The following is a 16,620-nucleotide window of genomic DNA, read 5'->3' as shown; positions in this document are numbered from 1 at the left end:
AGGCTGAAAAGCGTGCTGCACGCCGATCCGATCTCCGCCGCAGCCGCCGTCGCCGCGCCGGCGGCGACCGCGGCCACCCCGCCGCCGTTCACCGTGACCTCGGTGTTCACCGAGACGAAGCTGGACAGCTGGCTCGCCGTCGGCCTGGTGCTGGCCGCCGGCGTCTACCTCTACGGGGTGCACCGGCTGCGGGTCCGGGGCGACCGGTGGCCGGTCGCCAGGACGGTCTTCTTCCTCGGCCCCGGCCTCGGCGGCATCGCGGCGGTCACCGTCAGCGGCCTGCACGCGTACGACACGGCGCTGCTGTCGGTGCACATGGTCCAGCACATGGTGCTCTCCATGATCTCGCCGATCTTCCTCGCGCTGGGCGCGCCGGTGACGCTGGCCCTGCGCACCCTGCCGCCGCGACCGCGCAGGCGGCTGCTGGCGGTCGTGCACAGCCGGATCGCCCGGATCTACAGCTTCCCCCTGGTGGCGTTCGCCATCTTCGTGGTGAACCCGTTCGCGCTCTACTTCACCGACCTGTACCGCTACACGCTGGAGCACGTGTGGGCGCACGAGGTCGTGCACGCGCACTTCATCATGACCGGCTGCGTGTTCTTCTGGCCGCTGCTCGGCCTCGACCCGCTGCCGGGCCGCTGGCCGTACCCGGCGCGGGCGCTGCTGATGCTGCTCTCCGTGCCGTTCCACACCGTGCTCGGGCTCACCATCATGCAGAGCAGCACGCTGTTCGGCGGCGACTGGTACCCCTCGCTCGGGCTGACCTGGTCGGACCCCTGGCAGGACCAGGTGGTCGCGGGCGGCATCCTCTGGGCCGGCGGCGAGTTCGTCAGCGTGACCATGCTGGCCGTGCTGGTCGTGCAGTGGATGCGCCACGCCGAGCGGGAGGCCCGCCGCGTCGACCGCGACCTGGACCGCCAGGAGGCCCGTCAGCGTGCCGTGGAGCCCACCGCCTGAGCCGGACCGGCCGGTACGCCCCGCGCACCGCCACCGGCCGGACGTCGCCCACCTCACACCGACCGGTACGATCAGCGGGCGGCTGCGAGGTGGGCGCCAGTCCGACCGACCAGCCGCAGCGAACGAGTCAACAAGCTCAGTGTGATGGTGCCGCACGACGGCACGGAGCGAAGCGGAGTGCCGGCATGAGCGATCGTCTTTGCACCGTCCTGCTCTACAGCGACGACCCGCAGGTCCGCGACCGGATGCGGCTCGCCGTCGGCCCGCGCCCCGCGCCCGGCCTGCGGATCGAGTTCGTCGAGGCGTCCGACTACGCCGAGTGCGTCCGGCTCGTCGACGACTACGAGATCGACCTGCTGGTGCTCGACGGCGAGGCGAGCCCGGGCGGCGGCATCGGCATCGCCCGGCAGATCAAGGACGACCGGGCCGACGCCCCCCCGACCTGCGTGGTGATCGCCCGCGCCGCCGACCGGTGGCTCGCGGCCTACGCCGAGGTCGACGCCACCCTGGTGCACCCGCTCGACCCGGTGACCACCGGCACCACGGTGGCCGAGCTGCTGCGGACGCACGCGCCCGCCTGACGTCCCCCGCTCCGGCCCGCCGCGGCGCCGGGCCGACCGGTGCCGGTTCCCATCCCACCCGCATCTCGCACGCTCGGGAGGCCCGCCATGGGCGATCGGACCTGGCCGCACCTGCTCAACGCGCTGCTGCGCGGCGAGGAACTCGCCACCGCCGACACCGCCTGGGCGATGGGCGAGATCATGGCCGGCTCGGCCGCCCCGGCGCAGATGGCGGGCTTCGTCGTCGCGCTGCGCGCCAAGGGCGAGACCTCGGCCGAGCTGGCCGGGCTGGTGGAGGCGATGCTCGGCCGGGCGGTCCCGGTCGAGCTGCCCGACGAGCTGCGCGCCACCGCCCTCGACGTGGTCGGCACCGGCGGTGACCTCGCGCACACGGTCAACATCTCCACCATGGCCTCGCTGGTGGTGGCCGGCGCCGGCGTCCGGGTGGTCAAGCACGGCAACCGGGCGGCCTCCTCCTCCTGCGGCACCGCCGACGTGCTGGAATTCCTCGGCGTGCCGCTCGACCTGGGCCCCGAGGGGGTGGCCCGGTGCGTCGCCGAGGCCGGCATGGGCTTCTGCTTCGCGGCCCGGTTCCACCCCGGGATGCGGCACACCGGCCCGGTACGCCGGGAGCTGGGCGTGCCCACGGTGTTCAACTTCCTCGGCCCGCTGACCAACCCGGCACGGCCCCGCGCCGGAGCGGTCGGCTGCTTCGACGCCCGGATGGCTCCGGTGATGGCCGGCGTCTTCGCCGCCCGGGGCGACTCGGTGCTGGTGATGCGCGGCGAGGACGGGCTGGACGAGTTCACCACCGCCGCGCCGACCCGGGTCTGGGCGGCCCAGGGCGGCGTCGTCAGGGAGTCGCTGCTGGACGCGGCCGACCTCGGCGTACCCCGGGCCACCCTGGCCGACCTGCGCGGCGGTGACGCCGCCTTCAACGCGGACGTGGTTCGTCGGCTGCTGGCCGGCGAGACCGGCCCGGTGCGCGACGCGGTCCTGGTCAACGCGGCGGCGGCGCTGGCCACGCAGGGTCCGCTCGACGGCGACCTCACCGAGGCCCTGCGGACCGGGATCGACCGGGCCGCCGAGTCCGTCGACTCCGGGGCCGCCGCCCGCGTCCTCGACCGCTGGATCGAGGTCGCGCGCTCCCAGTGAGCACCGGTCGCCACCGGGTGCCGCCCGAAGGTTGTCGGACCCCCGTGGGAAACTACAGCTGAGTAGTTCCCACATCCGTCCTGCGCCGTCGAGCGCGGCGATCCCCGTCGGGCGTGTGCGACACCCACGGGACCGGAGCGAGAGGAGACGCCCGTGTCGGAGCGCGAGCTCTACTGCGACACCTGTGAGGGCGTCGAGCCGTTCGAGGCGCCGCCGTGCGCCGACGGCCACGGCGCCGACTGCCCCGAACTGGTCTGCACGGGTTGCGGCGCGGCCGTGCTCGTCACCACCTTCGCGTTCCACCTGAAGCGCGCGAACGCCCGGCGCCGCCCGGCGGCCCGCCGCCGGGCCGCCTGACAGCACCGCCACCGCCTGACACCGCCGCGGCGGCCGGCACGCGGTGTCCGAGCACCGCCGCCGCCTGACACCGCCGCGGCGGCCGGCACGCGGTGTCCGAGCAGCGCCGCCGAGCACGTCTCCCGCGCCCGCACAGCCCGTCCCACGCCGAAGGCCCGCCTCCCCGGGGAGGCGGGCCTTCGGGACGTTCGCGGGGTGACCGGCCGATCAGTGCTCGGCGGTGCGCCGGGTGCCGCTGTAGTACTCGAACAGCAGGCCGCAGACGGAGAACGTGACCGCCACCATGCCCAGGCCGAGCAGCCAGAACTGCCAGAACGCGAGGCCGAAGCCGGCGATCCCGACGGCGATGGCCAGGCCCAGCGGCCAGTAGCTGCCGGGGCTGAAGAAGCCGATCTCGCCCGCGCCGTCGGCGATCTCGCCGTCCGGCCGGTCCTCCGGCCGGAGGTCGATGCGGCGGGAGACGAACCAGAAGAAGCCGCCGCACATCGAGCAGAGCAGGAAGCTCAGCAGCAGGGCGACCGTACCGACCCACTCGACCTGGCCACCGGAGTCGGCGGCGGTCCACCCGCCGTAGAGGAAGGTGGCGAAGAGCAGGAACCCGGCGATGACCAGGAAGATGCGCCACTCGGTCTTCATGCCCGATCCCTCAGCTTCCCGCGCCGGCCGGCGCGTCGTCCGGGTTGAAGTTGGCCTCGGTGCGACGGGTCTCGAACGGCTTCGTCGTCTTCGCGTACGGGTCCTCGCCGATGGCCGTCAGCGCCTCCTGCGTGGACCTGCCGTCCCGCTTGGCCGCAAGGAACTGCTCGTACTTCTCCGGGGAGACGACCCGCAGCTCGAAGTTCATGAAGGCGTGGTAGCTGCCGCAGAGCTCCGCGCAGCGGCCGACGTAGGCGCCCTCGGACTCCAGCTTCGAGACCTCGAAGACGTTGCGGATCTTGCCCGGCATGACGTCGCGCTTGAACAGCAGCTCCGGCACCCAGAACGAGTGGATGACGTCGCGGCTGGTCTCCTCGAACCGGATGGACCGGTCGGTCGGCAGCACCAGGATCGGGATGACCTCGCTGGTGCCGAGCACGGAGGCGACCGTGTTGGCGTCCTGGCCCTGGCCGTCGCGGTAGTTGAACTGCCAGTTCCACTTGAACGCGACCACCTCGACCGTGACGTCGGGGTTCTTGGTCGTCCGCACCACGTCGGTCTGCACGATCGCCGTGTAGTAGAAGAGCACGGAGACGATCAGGATCGGCGCGATGGTGTAGAGGAACTCCATCGGCATGTTGTAACGGGTCTGCACCGGCAGCTCGTTGCCCCGCTTGCGGTAGCGCACGACGCACCAGAAGATCAGGCCCCACACGAAGACGCCGACCGCGAGCGCCGCGATGCACGAGGCGATCCACAGGTCGTACATCCGGTGCGACTCGGGCGTGATGCCGCCCTGCGGCCAGCCGAAGCCGCCGAACGCCGCGCCGACGTCGCAGCCCGTGAGCAGGACCAGCAGCGCCGCTCCGCCGAGACCGAGCCCGGCGATCCGACCGGCACCACGTCCCCGGCGCCCACCGGCTCCTGGGGAAGCGCTGTGCCGTACGGCCGACGGCCGTACCTCCGAACTCCTTGCGACCACCTGGTCCTGCCTCCCTAGCGCGCCGCGGTGTCTTGTCCCTGCCCTCCGCCTGCGGAGCGACAGCACCAGCGGCAAAGGCGTCACCGACGGTCGCAGATTACTCGACCATGACGGGCTGGACCGTGTTGGGGTCGCTGTCGGCCCCCATCGGGGGGATCTTGGGCATACCGGCGCGATACGTTGGCTGGCGTGAGCGCATCCCCGGTCTACCTGGACGCGGCCACCGCCGCGCCGCTGCATCCGGTCGCCCGACAGGCGCTGCTGGCCGCCCTCGACGACGGCTGGGCCGACCCCGGCCGGCTCTACGCACAGGCCCGCCGCGCCCGTCAACTGCTCGACGCCGCCCGCGAGGCCACCGCGCAGACCCTCGGCGTCCGCGCCGACGAGCTGTCCTTCACCCCCAGCGGTACGGCGGCCGCGCACTCCGCCGTGCTGGGCGGGCTGGCCGGCCGGCGGCGGGTCGGTCCCACGCTGGTGCACTCCGCGATCGAACACTCGGCGGTGCTGCACGCCGCCGAGCGGCACGTGGCGGCGGGCGGCACGGCGACCTCCGTGCCGGTGGACCGGCTGGGCCGGCTCGACCTGGCCGGCTGGGCGGCGGCGGTCCGGACGCCGGGCGTGGCGCTGGCCGCGCTGATCGCCGCCAGCCACGAGGTCGGCACGCTACAGCCGGTGACCGAGGCCGCGCGCGAGTGCGCCGAGGCCGGGGTGCCGCTGTACGTGGACGCCGCCCAGGTGGTGGGCAGGGCGCCCGTGCCCACGGGCTGGTCGATGCTGAGCGCCAGCGCGCACAAGTGGGGCGGGCCACCCGGCGTGGGGGTGCTGGTGGTGCGCAAGGGCACCCGGTGGGAGTCGCCCTGGCCGGCCGACGAGCGGGAGGCCGGGCGTACCCCCGGAACGCTCAACCTGCCGGCGGTGGTCGCGGCGGCGGCGAGCCTGCGCGCGGCGGCGGCCGACGCCGCGGCCGAGGCGGCCCGGCTGACGCCGCTGGTGGCCCGGATCCGGGCCCGGGTGGCGGCGGAGGTGCCGGACGTGGAGGTGGTGGGTGATCCCGACCACCGCCTGCCGCACCTGGTGACCTTCTCCTGCCTCTACGTCGACGGCGAGGCCCTGCTGCACGCGCTCGACCGGCGCGGCTTCGCCGTCTCCTCGGGCTCCTCGTGCACGTCGTCGACGCTGCGGCCGTCGCACGTGCTGGAGGCGATGGGGGTGCTCTCGCACGGCAACGTGCGGGTCTCGCTGCACCGGGAGACGACGGAGGCCGACGTCGAGAGGTTCCTCGCCGAACTGCCCGGCGTCGTGGCGGAACTGCGCGCCGAGGCCGGGGTGGTGGGGCTGTGACGGCGCCGGCGGAGATCCTCGACTGCCGCGGTCAGCGCTGCCCGCTGCCGGTGATCGCGGCGGCCCGGCGGCTGCCCGAGCTGCCGGTCGGCACGGTGGTGCGGGTGCTCGCCGACGACCCGGCCGCGGCGGTGGACATCCCGGCCTGGTGCCGGATGCGCGGCCACGAGTTCCTCGGCACGGTCACCGGCCCCGACGGCCCCGCCTTCGACGTCCGCCGCCGCCACTGACCACGGTGCGCGGGGCCGGCGGGTCCGGGGCGGACAGGCCGCGCCGCCCCGGACCGCCAGGGGTGTTCCTGCCCACTCCCGGCGGCCCGGCGGACAAGACCGGTGCCGGTGTTACGGCACGAGGTGCGGGCGGACGTCCTCGGCGGCGGCGTCGCCGTACGACTCGGCCAGGCGCTTGACGAACAGGTCGCGGCGGACCTCGTACTCCTGCGTGCCGACGGTCTCCAGCACCAGCGTGGCGAGCAGCGAGCCGACCTGGGCGGCGCGCTCCAGCCCGAGGCCCCAGGAGAGCGCGGTGAAGAAGCCGGCCCGGAACCCGTCGCCGACGCCGGTCGGGTCGACCGCCTCGGTCTCCCGCGCGATCGGCACGTGGATCGGGTCGAAGTCCCGCCCGGCGATCTCCACCCCGTGCTTGCCCAGCGTGGTGACCCGCACCCTGACCCGGTCGAGCAGCTGCGCGTCGGTCAGCCCGGCCTTGCTCTGCAGCAGCGACTTCTCGTAGTCGTTGGTCATCAGGTACTCGGCGCCCTCGATCAGCGCGACGACGTCCGCGCCCTCCATGCGGGCGAGCTGCTGGGACGGGTCGGCGGCGAACCGGTAGCCGCGCTCCCGGCACTCGGCGGAGTGCCGCAGCATCGCCTCCGGGTCGTTCGCGCCGACCAGGACCAAGTCCAGCCCGTCGAGACGGCGGGCCACCGGCGCCAGCTCGATGTTGCGGGCCTCGCTCATCGCCCCGGCGTAGAACGAGGCGATCTGGCACATGTCGATGTCCGTGGTGCAGACGAACCGGGCGGTGTGCGCCACCTCGCTGACGTGCACCGAGTCGCAGTCGACGCCGTGCCGCTCCAGCCAGGAGCGGTAGTCGGCGAAGTCCGCGCCGACCGCGCCGACCAGCACCGGGCGCAGGCCGAGCTGCCCCATGCCGAAGGCGATGTTGGCCGCCACCCCGCCGCGCCGCAGCACCAGGTCGTCCACCAGGAAGGAGAGCGAGACCTTGTGCAGCTGGTCGGCGAGGAACTGGTCGGCGAAGCGACCGGGGAAGCTCATCAGATGGTCGGTGGCGATCGAGCCGGTCACGGCGATCTTCATGTCAACCTCGGGGTCGGGAGCAGGGCGCCGGTCAGCCTACCGGCCCGGCCCCCTCAGGATGACCTGTCGGTCGGCCCCGGGTCACCTTCCCGACGGCCCGTTCCCGACCGGAAGACGACGGCGGGGCCGCCCCGTGGGACGGCCCCGCCGTGGTCAGCGGAGGTCTGGCTCAGCTGAACGAGTCACCGCAGGCGCAGGAGTTGCCCGCGTTGGGGTTGTCGATGGTGAAGCCCTGGGCGTCGATCCGGTCGGCGAAGTCGATGGTGGCGCCGGCCAGGTAGGGGGCGCTCATCCGGTCGACGACGACCTCGACCCCGTCGTAGTCGGTCACGACGTCACCGTCGAGCGACCGCTCGTCGAAGAAGAGCTGGTACCGCAGGCCGGAGCAGCCACCCGGCTGCACGGCGACCCGGAGCCGCAGGTCGTCGCGGCCTTCCTGCTCGATCAGGGCCTTGACCTTCTGCGCCGCGACGTCGGTGAGGACGACGGACGTGGGGGCCTTGGCCTCGGTCGACTCGGTCTGCGCTGGCGTGGTCACGTGAAATCTCCCTGCGCGGTTGGGTCCGGACGCACTGGCCAACATCTCCTGTCGCCCAGTCATTCCCGGTGTGGTCCAGATCCGATGGTACGCCGCCACGGCCGACCCCACCCGTTCGGCGTGACCAGGGCCGCCGCCCGGTGCGTCCGGACAGGGGGCGTGGTCAGCGGCTCCACTGCCGGGCGAGCCGGGTGCCGAGCGCCCGCAGCCCCTCGGCCGGGCGTTCCATCGCGGCGGCCAGCCCGCCGCGTTCCTCGCCCCCGAAGTGCTCCACCAGGCTGTACGCGTCGGTCACCCCGGCCGCCCCGGCCTCCCGCCGACCGGTGCTCACCCGGCCCGCGACCACCACGCACGGCACGCCCCGGTCCCGGGCGGCGCCGGCCACCCCGGCCACCACCTTGCCGCGCAGCGACTGGTGGTCGAACGAGCCCTCCCCGGTGATCACCAGGTCGACCGCGTCGAGCGTGACGTCCAGCCCGATCGCCCGGGTGACCAGGCCGATGCCCGACTCGCAGTGCCCGCCCAGCGCCAGGACGGCCGCGCCCAGCCCGCCGGCCGCGCCACCGCCGGGCAGCGCGCCCAGCCGTTCGGGGCAGCCGGGCAGGTCCCGCTCCAGCACGGCGGCGAAGCGCTCCAGCGCGGCGTCGAGAAGCAGCACGTCGGCGCGGTCGGCGCCCTTCTGCGGGCCGAACACGTTGCTGGCCCCGTGCAGCCCGAGCAGCGGGTTGTCCACGTCGGTGGCGGCCACCAGGCGGGCGTCGCGCAGCCGGGGCGCGCCGTCGAGGGCGTCCACCGCGCCGAGCGCGGCCCCGCCGTACGGCAGTGCCTGGCCGGTGGCGTCCAGCGGGGTCACGCCGAGCGCGGTGAGCATGCCCGCGCCGCCGTCGTTGGTGCCGGAGCCGCCCAGCCCGATCACGACCGTCCGGGCGCCGGCCTCCACGGCGGCGGCCACCAGCACCCCCAGCCCGTACGAGGACGTGGTCTTCGGGTCCCGCTCATCCGCGTCGAGCAGGTGCAGCCCGCACGCCTGGGCGCTCTCCAGCCAGGCGGTCGCACCGCCGTCGGTGAGCAGGATCTCACCGGCCGTCGGGCGGCCCAGCGGGTCGACGGTCGGCACCGGGATCCGGCGCCCGCCGAGGGCGTCGGAGAGCACGTCGAGGAAGCCCGGCCCACCGTCCGACAGGGGCCGGACGAGCAGGTCGTCGGCGGGCGCCACCTCCCGCCAGCCGGTGGCCACGGCCTCGGCGACCTGCGGGGCCGGCAGGGTACCGGCGAACTTGTCCGGACAGAGCAGCACGCGCATGTCGAGCAGTGTGGCAGCACACACCGGTGGAGGCTGCGCCGAGGCCGCACTGTGGGACCATGGGGCACGTGACTTCGACCTGGGTGGAACCCTCCAACACCGCGACGGCACTGCTGCTGCTCGGCCGGGGCAGCGACCCCGCCACGGAGCGCGGCGTCGAGTGTCCGGGTGACCTGCCGGCGCCCAGCGACCCGGACCTGGTGGCCCGGGCGACGGCGGCGAAGGCGGCGCTGGGCAGCAAGGTCTTCGTGCTGGGGCACCACTACCAGCGCGACGAGGTGATCCAGTTCGCCGACGTGACCGGCGACTCGTTCAAGCTGGCCCGCGAGGCGGCGGCCCGGCCCGACGCCGAGTACATCGTCTTCTGCGGCGTGCACTTCATGGCCGAGAGCGCCGACATCCTCACCTCGGACGCGCAGAAGGTCATCCTGCCCGACCTGGCCGCCGGCTGCTCGATGGCGGACATGGCGGTGCTGTCGCAGGTCGAGACCGCCTGGGACGTGCTCACCGAACTGGGCATCGCGGCGGAGACCGTCCCGGTGACCTACATGAACTCCTCGGCGGACATCAAGGGCTTCGTCGGGCGCAACGGCGGCGTGGTCTGCACCTCGTCGAACGCGAAGCGGGCGTTGGAGTGGGCGTACCAGCAGGGGTCGAAGGTCTTCTTCTTCCCCGACCAGCACCTGGGCCGCAACACGGCGGTGCTGGAGATGGGCTTCTCGCTGGACGACTGCGTCCTCTACGACCCGCACAAGCCGAACGGCGGGCTCACCCCGGAGCAGCTGCGCGACGCGCGGATGATCCTGTGGCGCGGGCACTGCTCGGTGCACGGCCGCTTCACGCTGGACAGCGTCCACGACGTGCGGGAGCGGGTGCCGGGGGTGAACGTGCTGGTCCACCCGGAGTGCCGGCACGAGGTGGTCACCGCCGCCGACTTCGTCGGTTCGACGGAATACATCATCAAGGCCATCGAGGCGGCCCCGGCCGGCTCGGCCTGGGCGGTCGGCACCGAGCTGAACCTGGTCCGCCGGCTCGCGCTGGCCCACCCGGACAAGCAGATCATGTTCCTGGACAAGGCCGTCTGCTACTGCTCGACCATGAACCGGATCGACCTGCCCCACCTGGTCTGGGCGCTGGAGGAGCTGGCGGCCGGCCGGCTGGTCAACCAGATCACCGTCGACCCCGACACCGCGCACCACGCCCGGGTCGCGCTGGAGAAGATGCTGGCCCTGCCCGGTGCCGACACCCCGCCGCCGGCAGCGGGCTGATCACCGTCCGTAGCGGACTTGGCACGGAAAAGGGTCGGATCGCCGATAAGTACCCTCAGGGGCGATGTGACCGGGTCCATGATCGTCACCGAGGGCTATGCTGCCGGTGCGACGACTCACGCGGGCCGTTTCGACATGGCCGCATTCCGGGTAGCGATGACAATCGCGAGCCCACCATCAACACGGCAGCACCGACGCGCTGGAGGTTGCGTTGACCGACGACGTCCTGGTCGTACACGGAGGTACTCCGCTCGAAGGGCGGATCCGCGTGCGCGGCGCGAAGAACCTGGTCTCGAAGGCGATGGTCGCCGCGCTGCTGGGTGACAGCCCGAGCCGACTGTTCGACGTGCCGAAGATCCGCGACGTCGAGGTGGTCCGGGGCCTGCTCGGCCTGCACGGCGTCAAGGTCACCGACGGCGGGGAGGACGGCGAGCTCGTCTTCGACCCGGCGAACGTGGAGAGCGCCAGCACGGACCAGATCAACGTGCACGCGGGCTCCAGCCGGATCCCGATCCTGTTCTGCGGGCCGCTGCTGCACCGCCTCGGCCACGCGTTCATCCCCGACCTGGGGGGCTGCCACATCGGGCCGCGCCCGATCGACTTCCACCTCCAGGCGCTGCGGGAGTTCGGCGCGACGGTCGAGAAGACCCCGGAGGGGCTGCACCTGTCGGCGCCGAACGGGCTGCACGGCACCAAGTTCGCCCTGCCGTACCCGAGCGTCGGCGCGACCGAGCAGGTGCTGCTCACGGCCGTGATGGCCGAGGGCGTCACCGAGCTGCGCAACGCCGCGGTGGAGCCGGAGATCATCGACCTGATCTGCATCCTGCAGAAGATGGGCGCGATCATCAAGGTGCACACCGACCGGGTCATCGAGATCCAGGGTGTGCCGAAGCTGCACGGCTACACGCACCGGCCGATCCCGGACCGGATCGAGGCCGCGAGCTGGGCGGCGGCGGCGCTGGCCACCCGCGGCCACGTCGAGGTGCTCGGCGCGCAGCAGGCCGACATGATGACCTTCCTGAACATCTTCCGCTCCGTCGGCGGCGAGTACGAGGTCACCGACGCCCGGCCGCCGAAGCTGGGCGACCCGGGCCAGGAGGGCGGGATCCGGTTCTGGCACCCGGGCGGCGAGCTGCGCTCGGTGGCGCTGGAGACCGACGTGCACCCCGGCTTCATGACCGACTGGCAGCAGCCGCTGGTGGTGGCGCTCACCCAGGCCCGGGGCCTGTCCATCGTCCACGAGACGGTCTACGAGCAGCGGCTGGGCTACACCGAGGCGCTCAACTCGATGGGCGCCAACATCCAGGTCTACCGGGACTGCCTGGGCGGCACGCCGTGCCGCTTCGGCCGGCGCAACTTCAAGCACTCGGCGGTGATCGCGGGGCCGAGCAAGCTGCACGCCGCCGACCTGGTCATCCCCGACCTGCGGGCCGGTTTCAGCCACCTGATCGCCGCGCTGGCCGCCGAGGGCACCTCCCGGGTCTACGGCGTGGACCTGATCAACCGGGGCTACGAGGACTTCGAGGCGAAGCTGGCGGACCTGGGCGCGCACGTCGAGCGTCCGTAACGTCGACCACTCCCGTACGCGCCCGGTGCACCGCGATGTGCACCGGGCGCCGTCGTTTGGCTACCCTTTCCGCGTGCCGTCGCTGTTTCGCCGCAAGTCCTCCGACCTCGTCGACGAGGCCGTCACCCCGGTGACCCCCGACGAGGAGTCCACGCCCGCCCAGCCCCGGGGCTACACCCCGAGCAAGAAGGAGCTGGGCAAGGCCACCCCGAAGCGGCCGACCGCCGGCCGCCGGCCGGCCGCGGCCACCAAGCCGCTGACCAAGGAGGAGCAGCGGGAGCGCAAGCGCCAGCTGCGCGCCGAGGCGGCGGAGGAGTTCCGCCGTGAGGGCGGCCCCCGCGACCGTGGCCCGGAGCGGCTGCTGGCCCGCAACGTGGTCGACTCCCGGCGTACGGTCGGCACCTGGTTCTTCGGTGGGGCGCTGATCGTGCTGATCGGCTCGAACGCCGCGATGCCGCCGGTCGTCCGCCTGGTCTCCAACATCCTCTGGGGCGCGCTCGCCCTGGGCGTGGTGGTCGACTCGGTCCTGATCTCGCGCAAGATCCGCAAGCTGGTCCGGGAGCGTTTCCCGAACACCGGGCAGCGGATGGGCTCGCTCTACCTCTACGCCATCATGCGGTCGATCACGTTCCGCCGGATGCGCGCCCCCGCGCCCCGGGTGAACATCGGCGACCCGGTCTGAGCCCACCGCGCCGACGGCCCCTCCCGCACCGCGGGGCGGGGCCGTCGCCGTCACGGCGTCAGCGGCTGCGGTAGAGCCGGGCCACCACGTCCTCGATGTCCGGCTCGACGATCGAGACGTCCCGCAGCGCGCCCAGCCCGGCCAGGGCCGCCACCACCTCGGCCACCCCCGCCGACTCCAGCGCGAAGACGAGCCGGTGCCCGTCCGCCTCCTGCCGCTGCAGCGGCGCGCCGGGCAGCGCCGGCGGCTCGGGCAGCGGGGCGTCGAGGTCGGCGACGAGCAGCCGGCGCGACCCGTACCGCTCGTGCAGCGCGGCGATCGACCCGTCGTGCACCACCCGCCCGTGGTCGACCACCACCAGGCGCCGGCAGAGCCGCTCGATGTCGGCCAGGTCGTGCGTGGTGAGCACCAGCGTCGTGTCCCCGGCCCGGCCCAGCTCGGCGAGGAAGCCGCGGACCGCCTGCTTGCTGACCACGTCGAGGCCGATGGTGGGCTCGTCGAGGAAGAGCACCTCCGGGCCGTGCAGCAGGGCGGCGGTCAGCTCGCCGCGCATGCGTTGCCCGAGGGAGAGCTGCCGGACCGGGGTGTCCAGGAACGGATCCAGGTCGAGCAGGCTCCGGCAGCGGCGCAGCCGGGCGGCGTGCGCGGCGGCCGGCACCCGGTAGACGTGCCGAAGCAGCGCGAACGAGTCGCCCAGCGGCAGGTCCCACCAGAGCTGGGAGCGCTGGCCGAAGACCACGCCGACGCGCAGCGCGAGCCGGGTCCGCTGGGCCACCGGACGCAGCCCGCACACGCGTACCTCGCCGGCGGAGGGCGTCAGCACGCCGGTGAACATCTTGAGCGTCGTCGACTTGCCGGCGCCGTTGGGACCGATGTAGCCGAGCATCTCGCCGCGGGGCACCCGCAGGTCGATCCCGTCGACGGCGGTGACCCGCCGCTTCTCCCGCCGCAGCCGGCCGGCCCGCACCCGGACGGTGAACTCCTTGCGCAGCCCGTCGGCCACGATGACGTCGTCGCTCATGACCCCGTACTCCGGTAGTGGCGGACCCCGGTGCGCCAGGCCGCCGCCGCCCCGGCGGCCGCGACCAGCGCGACGGCCGGCGCGGCCCAGCCGACCCACGCCGGCAGGCCGAGCGGGTCGGCGCGGCCGAGCAGCGTCAGCGCCGGGTGGTAACTGACGAAGGCGAAGCCCAGGCCGTACGCGAACACCGCGCGGAACCAGCCCTCGAAGACGGTGACCGGGTACGAGGTGAAGTCCCGCCCGCCGTAGGTCACCGAGTTGGCCAGCTCCCCCGAGTCGACCCACCAGAACGAGACGGTGGCGGTGGCCACGAAGACCGACCCGAAGAAGACCACGCCGGCCAGCGGGGCGAGGACCACCAGCAGCGCCCGCGCCGGGGTCCACTCGACACCGGCCGAGCCGACGGCGACGACCAGCACGGCCAGGCCGAAGAGCGCGCGCGACACCTTGCGCAGCGGCAGGTCCATCAGCAGCAGCTGGGGCAGGGCGCCGAGCGGGCGGACCAGCACGGCGTCGAAGAGCCCGGTGCGCACGTACCGGGGCAGCCGCTCGATGTTGCCCACCAGCAGGTCGGCGACGGCGAAGGCGCAGGTCGAGAGGCCGACCATCACCATCGTCTCGCGCAGCGTGAAGCCGCCCAGCTCCCGCGTCACCCCGAAGATCACCAGCACGGTGAGCACGTCGAAGACGGTGGACCCGACGTTGCCGACCAGGTCGATCGCGAACGAGGTCCGGTACGCCGTCTGCGCCCGCGCCTGCGCGCCGAGCAGCGCCCGGTACGCGGCCAGCGTCCCGCCCGACGCGTCAGCCACCCTGGACCACCAGGCGGCGTTCCGCGCGGCGCTGCACCAGCCGGCAGGCGGCCAGGATCAGCACCGCCCAGGCGACCTGGAGGCCGACCAGCCCGACCTGGTCGCCGGTCGGGTCGCGCTCGACCAGCACGTCGAGCGGGGTCTGGAGCAGGCTCGGGAAGGGGGTGCCCCACCAGAGGACGAGTTGGAGCCACTCCGGCAGGAAGCGCAGCGGGAAGTAGAGCCCCGCGAGCACCCCCGAGGCGAGGGTCCAGAGGATCACCGGCCCCCGGACGTCCTGCAACCAGTACGCGGTCGCGTTGACCAGGAAGCGGCAGCCGAAGCAGAGGACCACGGCGACGACGGCGGAGAACGCGAAGATCGGCAGGGTGGACCAGCGGCGGGGCACGTGGACCTCGAAGAAGAGCGGCCCGACCAGCACCGGCGGCAGGAACCGGACCAGCGCGGCGTGGCCGGCGCGGCCCAGGTCGGCGGCGAGATGGCTGGTCACGGGGTGCACGGGCCGGAGCAGGTCGCTGGCGATGTCGCCGGTGCGGATCCGGTCGGCCAGCTCGGTCCAGCCCCAGAGGAGGACCACCGCCAGCAGGCCCTGGCCCACCCAGACGAAGGTGGCGAGTTGCCCCCGGTCGTACCCGGCCACCGTGCCGGTCGTGCCGACCGCCGCGAGCAGGACGTAGCACCGCAGGAAGCCGAAGACCGTGTTGGTGACGACGCCCGCCACGGACGCCTGCCGGTACGTGGCGTAACGTCGGAAGCCTGATCCGGTTATAGCCTTAAATGTCCGGAACCATAGGATAACGTTTGGGGCGGTGGGCGGTGCCACAGTGGCGGTGAGCGAGCCCACGCCGCTACCCTCCTTCCGCAGCCACGCCGTACCGGAGGGGGCGACTCTACCGGCACGTGGAGCGCCCAGCGCGACAATTTTGCAACGAGGTGACATCGCCGTGAGCGAGCGGACGCGGGCCGGCCACCGGGGCGCCGCCGTGAGCGGACGGACGCCAGCCGGGCACCCGGGCGCGCCCGCCCGCCGACGGCGGTCCCAGGGCGCTCCGCCTACCCTCCGTGGCGGCGGGGCGACCGGATGAGCCGCTACTCCGACCACTGGCACGACTCCGCCGAACCGGCCTGGATGATCGAGCCCACCACCGAGTGGCACCCGCAGTTCCCCGGCCAGCGCTACGCGGGCGACATGGGCGTCGAACACGCACCGTCCGCGCCCCGGGGCCGCTCCGCCGTGGGTCGGGCCGAGGTGCCGCCGCTCGCGCCCACCAAACCGGACGGGACCTACATCGGCCGGTCGTGGGACGACCTGCCCGACGGGCGGCCCGGTCGGCAGGACGCGTGGAACGGCCGGCCGGACGGCCTCGACGCGCGGCGGTACGGCGACGAGTCGTACCGCCACCCGCACGCCGAGCCGCGCCGGCCGGACGACCGGCAGTGGCCGCCCCGGCAGGAGCCGCCGCACCGCAACGACCGGGGCGGGTACGACGCCCCCGGCCGGCCCGTCGACTCCCCCCGGCAGCGCGACCACGCCGGTCCCGACCGCTACGACACCCGCACCCCCCGGTACGAGCCGGCAGGGCGGGACCGACCCGTCTCCCCCGCCGGCCGGTCCGAGCCGGGCTGGCTCCCGGAGCCCGACGAGGACGCGCCGCCCCGCCGCCCCCCGGCGTACGAGCGCCCGGACGCCGGCTACGACCGCCGCCCGGATCCGGGCCACGACCACCGGACCGGGCGCGCTCACGACCGTCCGGCCGCCTCCGGCCACGACCGTCGCCCGGAGACCGTCGACGACCGCCAGTCGGACGGCGACGGGCGCCGGCCCCGCTACCAGTGGGCGGCCCCGGCCCCGGAGCCCCGCCCCTCCGACGGCCAACGGGAGCGCCCTTCCGGCGGCCAACGGGAGCACTCCTCCGGCGGGCAGTGGGAGCGCCCTTCCGGCCCGCAGTGGGAGCGTTCGGCCGACTCCCAGTGGGGGCGTCCGGCCGCCCCGCAGTCGGAGCGCTCCGCCGACCCGCAGTGGGACCGCGGCTCCGGCGGACGGGGTCGCGAGGCCGGCGTACCCACCGACGGGTGGCCGCGCCCCGACCGGGCTCCCGCCGGGCAGCAGCCGCCTCCGGAC

17 protein-coding genes and 1 pseudogene are annotated in these 16,620 nt (G+C 73.9%); 10 read left to right on the top strand and 8 right to left on the bottom strand.

Going from position 1 to position 16,620, the window contains the following annotated elements; translation table 11 throughout:
• Positions 1 to 12 precede the first annotated feature (12 nt).
• The 4 genes from AB0883_RS16390 to AB0883_RS16375 all read left to right on the top strand — a co-directional run bounded on the left by AB0883_RS16390 (position 13) and on the right by AB0883_RS16375 (position 3,029).
• Positions 13 to 957 (top strand): cytochrome c oxidase assembly protein, encoded by a 945-nt coding sequence (locus tag AB0883_RS16390; RefSeq protein WP_366641982.1) that lies wholly within the window; start codon positions 13 to 15, stop codon positions 955 to 957.
• Between the two features lie 185 nt (positions 958 to 1,142).
• Positions 1,143 to 1,538 (top strand): hypothetical protein, encoded by a 396-nt coding sequence (locus AB0883_RS16385; protein ID WP_121400469.1) that lies wholly within the window; start codon positions 1,143 to 1,145, stop codon positions 1,536 to 1,538.
• A gap of 87 nt (positions 1,539 to 1,625) precedes the next feature.
• A complete protein-coding gene (trpD, locus tag AB0883_RS16380; RefSeq protein ID WP_366641981.1) occupies positions 1,626 to 2,672 on the top strand; it encodes an anthranilate phosphoribosyltransferase in 1,047 nt (348 codons plus the stop codon).
• A gap of 153 nt (positions 2,673 to 2,825) precedes the next feature.
• Complete coding sequence (locus tag AB0883_RS16375; protein ID WP_366641980.1) at positions 2,826 to 3,029, top strand: hypothetical protein; 204 nt, start codon at positions 2,826 to 2,828, stop codon at positions 3,027 to 3,029.
• A gap of 207 nt (positions 3,030 to 3,236) precedes the next feature.
• Here the strand turns inward: AB0883_RS16375 and AB0883_RS16370 are convergent, their stop codons facing one another.
• Entirely contained in the window at positions 3,237 to 3,665 is a 429-nt protein-coding gene (locus AB0883_RS16370; RefSeq protein WP_121400466.1) for a cytochrome c oxidase subunit 4, read from the bottom strand.
• Positions 3,666 to 3,675: 10 nt separating this feature from the next.
• Positions 3,676 to 4,647, bottom strand: coding sequence for a cytochrome c oxidase subunit II (gene coxB, locus AB0883_RS16365; RefSeq protein WP_121400465.1), 972 nt, complete (start codon positions 4,645 to 4,647; stop codon positions 3,676 to 3,678).
• A gap of 189 nt (positions 4,648 to 4,836) precedes the next feature.
• Here coxB and AB0883_RS16360 point away from each other — a divergent pair, with 189 nt between their 5' ends.
• Positions 4,837 to 5,988 (top strand): aminotransferase class V-fold PLP-dependent enzyme, encoded by a 1,152-nt coding sequence (locus tag AB0883_RS16360; RefSeq protein WP_366641979.1) that lies wholly within the window; start codon positions 4,837 to 4,839, stop codon positions 5,986 to 5,988.
• Complete coding sequence (locus AB0883_RS16355) at positions 5,985 to 6,218, top strand: sulfurtransferase TusA family protein (protein ID WP_151456658.1); 234 nt, start codon at positions 5,985 to 5,987, stop codon at positions 6,216 to 6,218. The genes AB0883_RS16360 and AB0883_RS16355 overlap by 4 nt, the downstream gene beginning before the upstream one ends.
• 111 nt (positions 6,219 to 6,329) lie before the next feature.
• Here AB0883_RS16355 and AB0883_RS16350 read toward each other — a convergent pair whose 3' ends face one another.
• The 3 genes from AB0883_RS16350 to AB0883_RS16340 all read right to left on the bottom strand — a co-directional run bounded on the left by AB0883_RS16350 (position 6,330) and on the right by AB0883_RS16340 (position 9,148).
• Positions 6,330 to 7,307, bottom strand: coding sequence for a carbohydrate kinase family protein (locus tag AB0883_RS16350; RefSeq protein WP_366641978.1), 978 nt, complete (start codon positions 7,305 to 7,307; stop codon positions 6,330 to 6,332).
• Between the two features lie 169 nt (positions 7,308 to 7,476).
• Positions 7,477 to 7,845, bottom strand: a complete 369-nt coding sequence (gene erpA / locus AB0883_RS16345) for an iron-sulfur cluster insertion protein ErpA (RefSeq protein WP_013735179.1) — start codon at positions 7,843 to 7,845, stop codon at positions 7,477 to 7,479.
• A gap of 163 nt (positions 7,846 to 8,008) precedes the next feature.
• Positions 8,009 to 9,148 carry a glycerate kinase gene (locus tag AB0883_RS16340; protein WP_366642242.1) on the bottom strand — a complete coding sequence of 380 codons (1,140 nt, stop codon included), beginning with the start codon at positions 9,146 to 9,148 and terminating at the stop codon, positions 8,009 to 8,011.
• Positions 9,149 to 9,216: 68 nt separating this feature from the next.
• Here AB0883_RS16340 and nadA point away from each other — a divergent pair, with 68 nt between their 5' ends.
• The 3 genes from nadA (at position 9,217) to AB0883_RS16325 (ending at position 12,665) form a co-directional block, all read left to right on the top strand.
• Positions 9,217 to 10,416, top strand: a complete 1,200-nt coding sequence (gene nadA, locus AB0883_RS16335; RefSeq protein WP_366641977.1) for a quinolinate synthase NadA — start codon at positions 9,217 to 9,219, stop codon at positions 10,414 to 10,416.
• 211 nt (positions 10,417 to 10,627) lie between these two features.
• Positions 10,628 to 11,983, top strand: coding sequence for a UDP-N-acetylglucosamine 1-carboxyvinyltransferase (gene murA / locus AB0883_RS16330; RefSeq protein ID WP_121400460.1), 1,356 nt, complete (start codon positions 10,628 to 10,630; stop codon positions 11,981 to 11,983).
• Between the two features lie 73 nt (positions 11,984 to 12,056).
• A complete protein-coding gene (locus AB0883_RS16325; RefSeq protein WP_366641976.1) occupies positions 12,057 to 12,665 on the top strand; it encodes a DUF3043 domain-containing protein in 609 nt (202 codons plus the stop codon).
• A 58-nt stretch (positions 12,666 to 12,723) separates the two neighbouring features.
• On the opposite strand, the gene AB0883_RS16320 is transcribed toward AB0883_RS16325, so the two are convergent.
• Genes AB0883_RS16320 through AB0883_RS16310 form a run of 3 tightly spaced genes read right to left on the bottom strand, consistent with a single transcriptional unit; the run spans position 12,724 to position 15,342 of the window.
• Entirely contained in the window at positions 12,724 to 13,686 is a 963-nt protein-coding gene (locus tag AB0883_RS16320) for an ATP-binding cassette domain-containing protein (protein WP_121400458.1), read from the bottom strand.
• Positions 13,683 to 14,498: an ABC-2 family transporter protein gene (locus AB0883_RS16315; protein ID WP_366641975.1), complete on the bottom strand. Its 816-nt coding sequence runs from the start codon at positions 14,496 to 14,498 to the stop codon at positions 13,683 to 13,685. The genes AB0883_RS16320 and AB0883_RS16315 overlap by 4 nt, the downstream gene beginning before the upstream one ends.
• The gene (locus tag AB0883_RS16310) at positions 14,491 to 15,342 is read right to left on the bottom strand and encodes an ABC-2 family transporter protein (RefSeq protein ID WP_366641974.1); all 852 of its coding nucleotides are present in this window, start codon (positions 15,340 to 15,342) and stop codon (positions 14,491 to 14,493) included. Before AB0883_RS16310 ends, AB0883_RS16315 begins: the two co-directional genes overlap by 8 nt.
• A gap of 237 nt (positions 15,343 to 15,579) precedes the next feature.
• Between AB0883_RS16310 and AB0883_RS16305 the strand changes: the two are divergent.
• Positions 15,580 to 16,620, top strand: a pseudogene (locus tag AB0883_RS16305) (hypothetical protein); the annotation flags it as partial.

The sequence above is a fragment of the Micromonospora sp. NPDC047812 genome (assembly GCF_040704175.1).
Lineage (GTDB): Bacteria > Actinomycetota > Actinomycetes > Mycobacteriales > Micromonosporaceae > Micromonospora.
The sequence above is the reverse complement of the archived record's forward strand: the minus strand, read 5'-3'. Positions and strand labels throughout refer to the sequence as shown.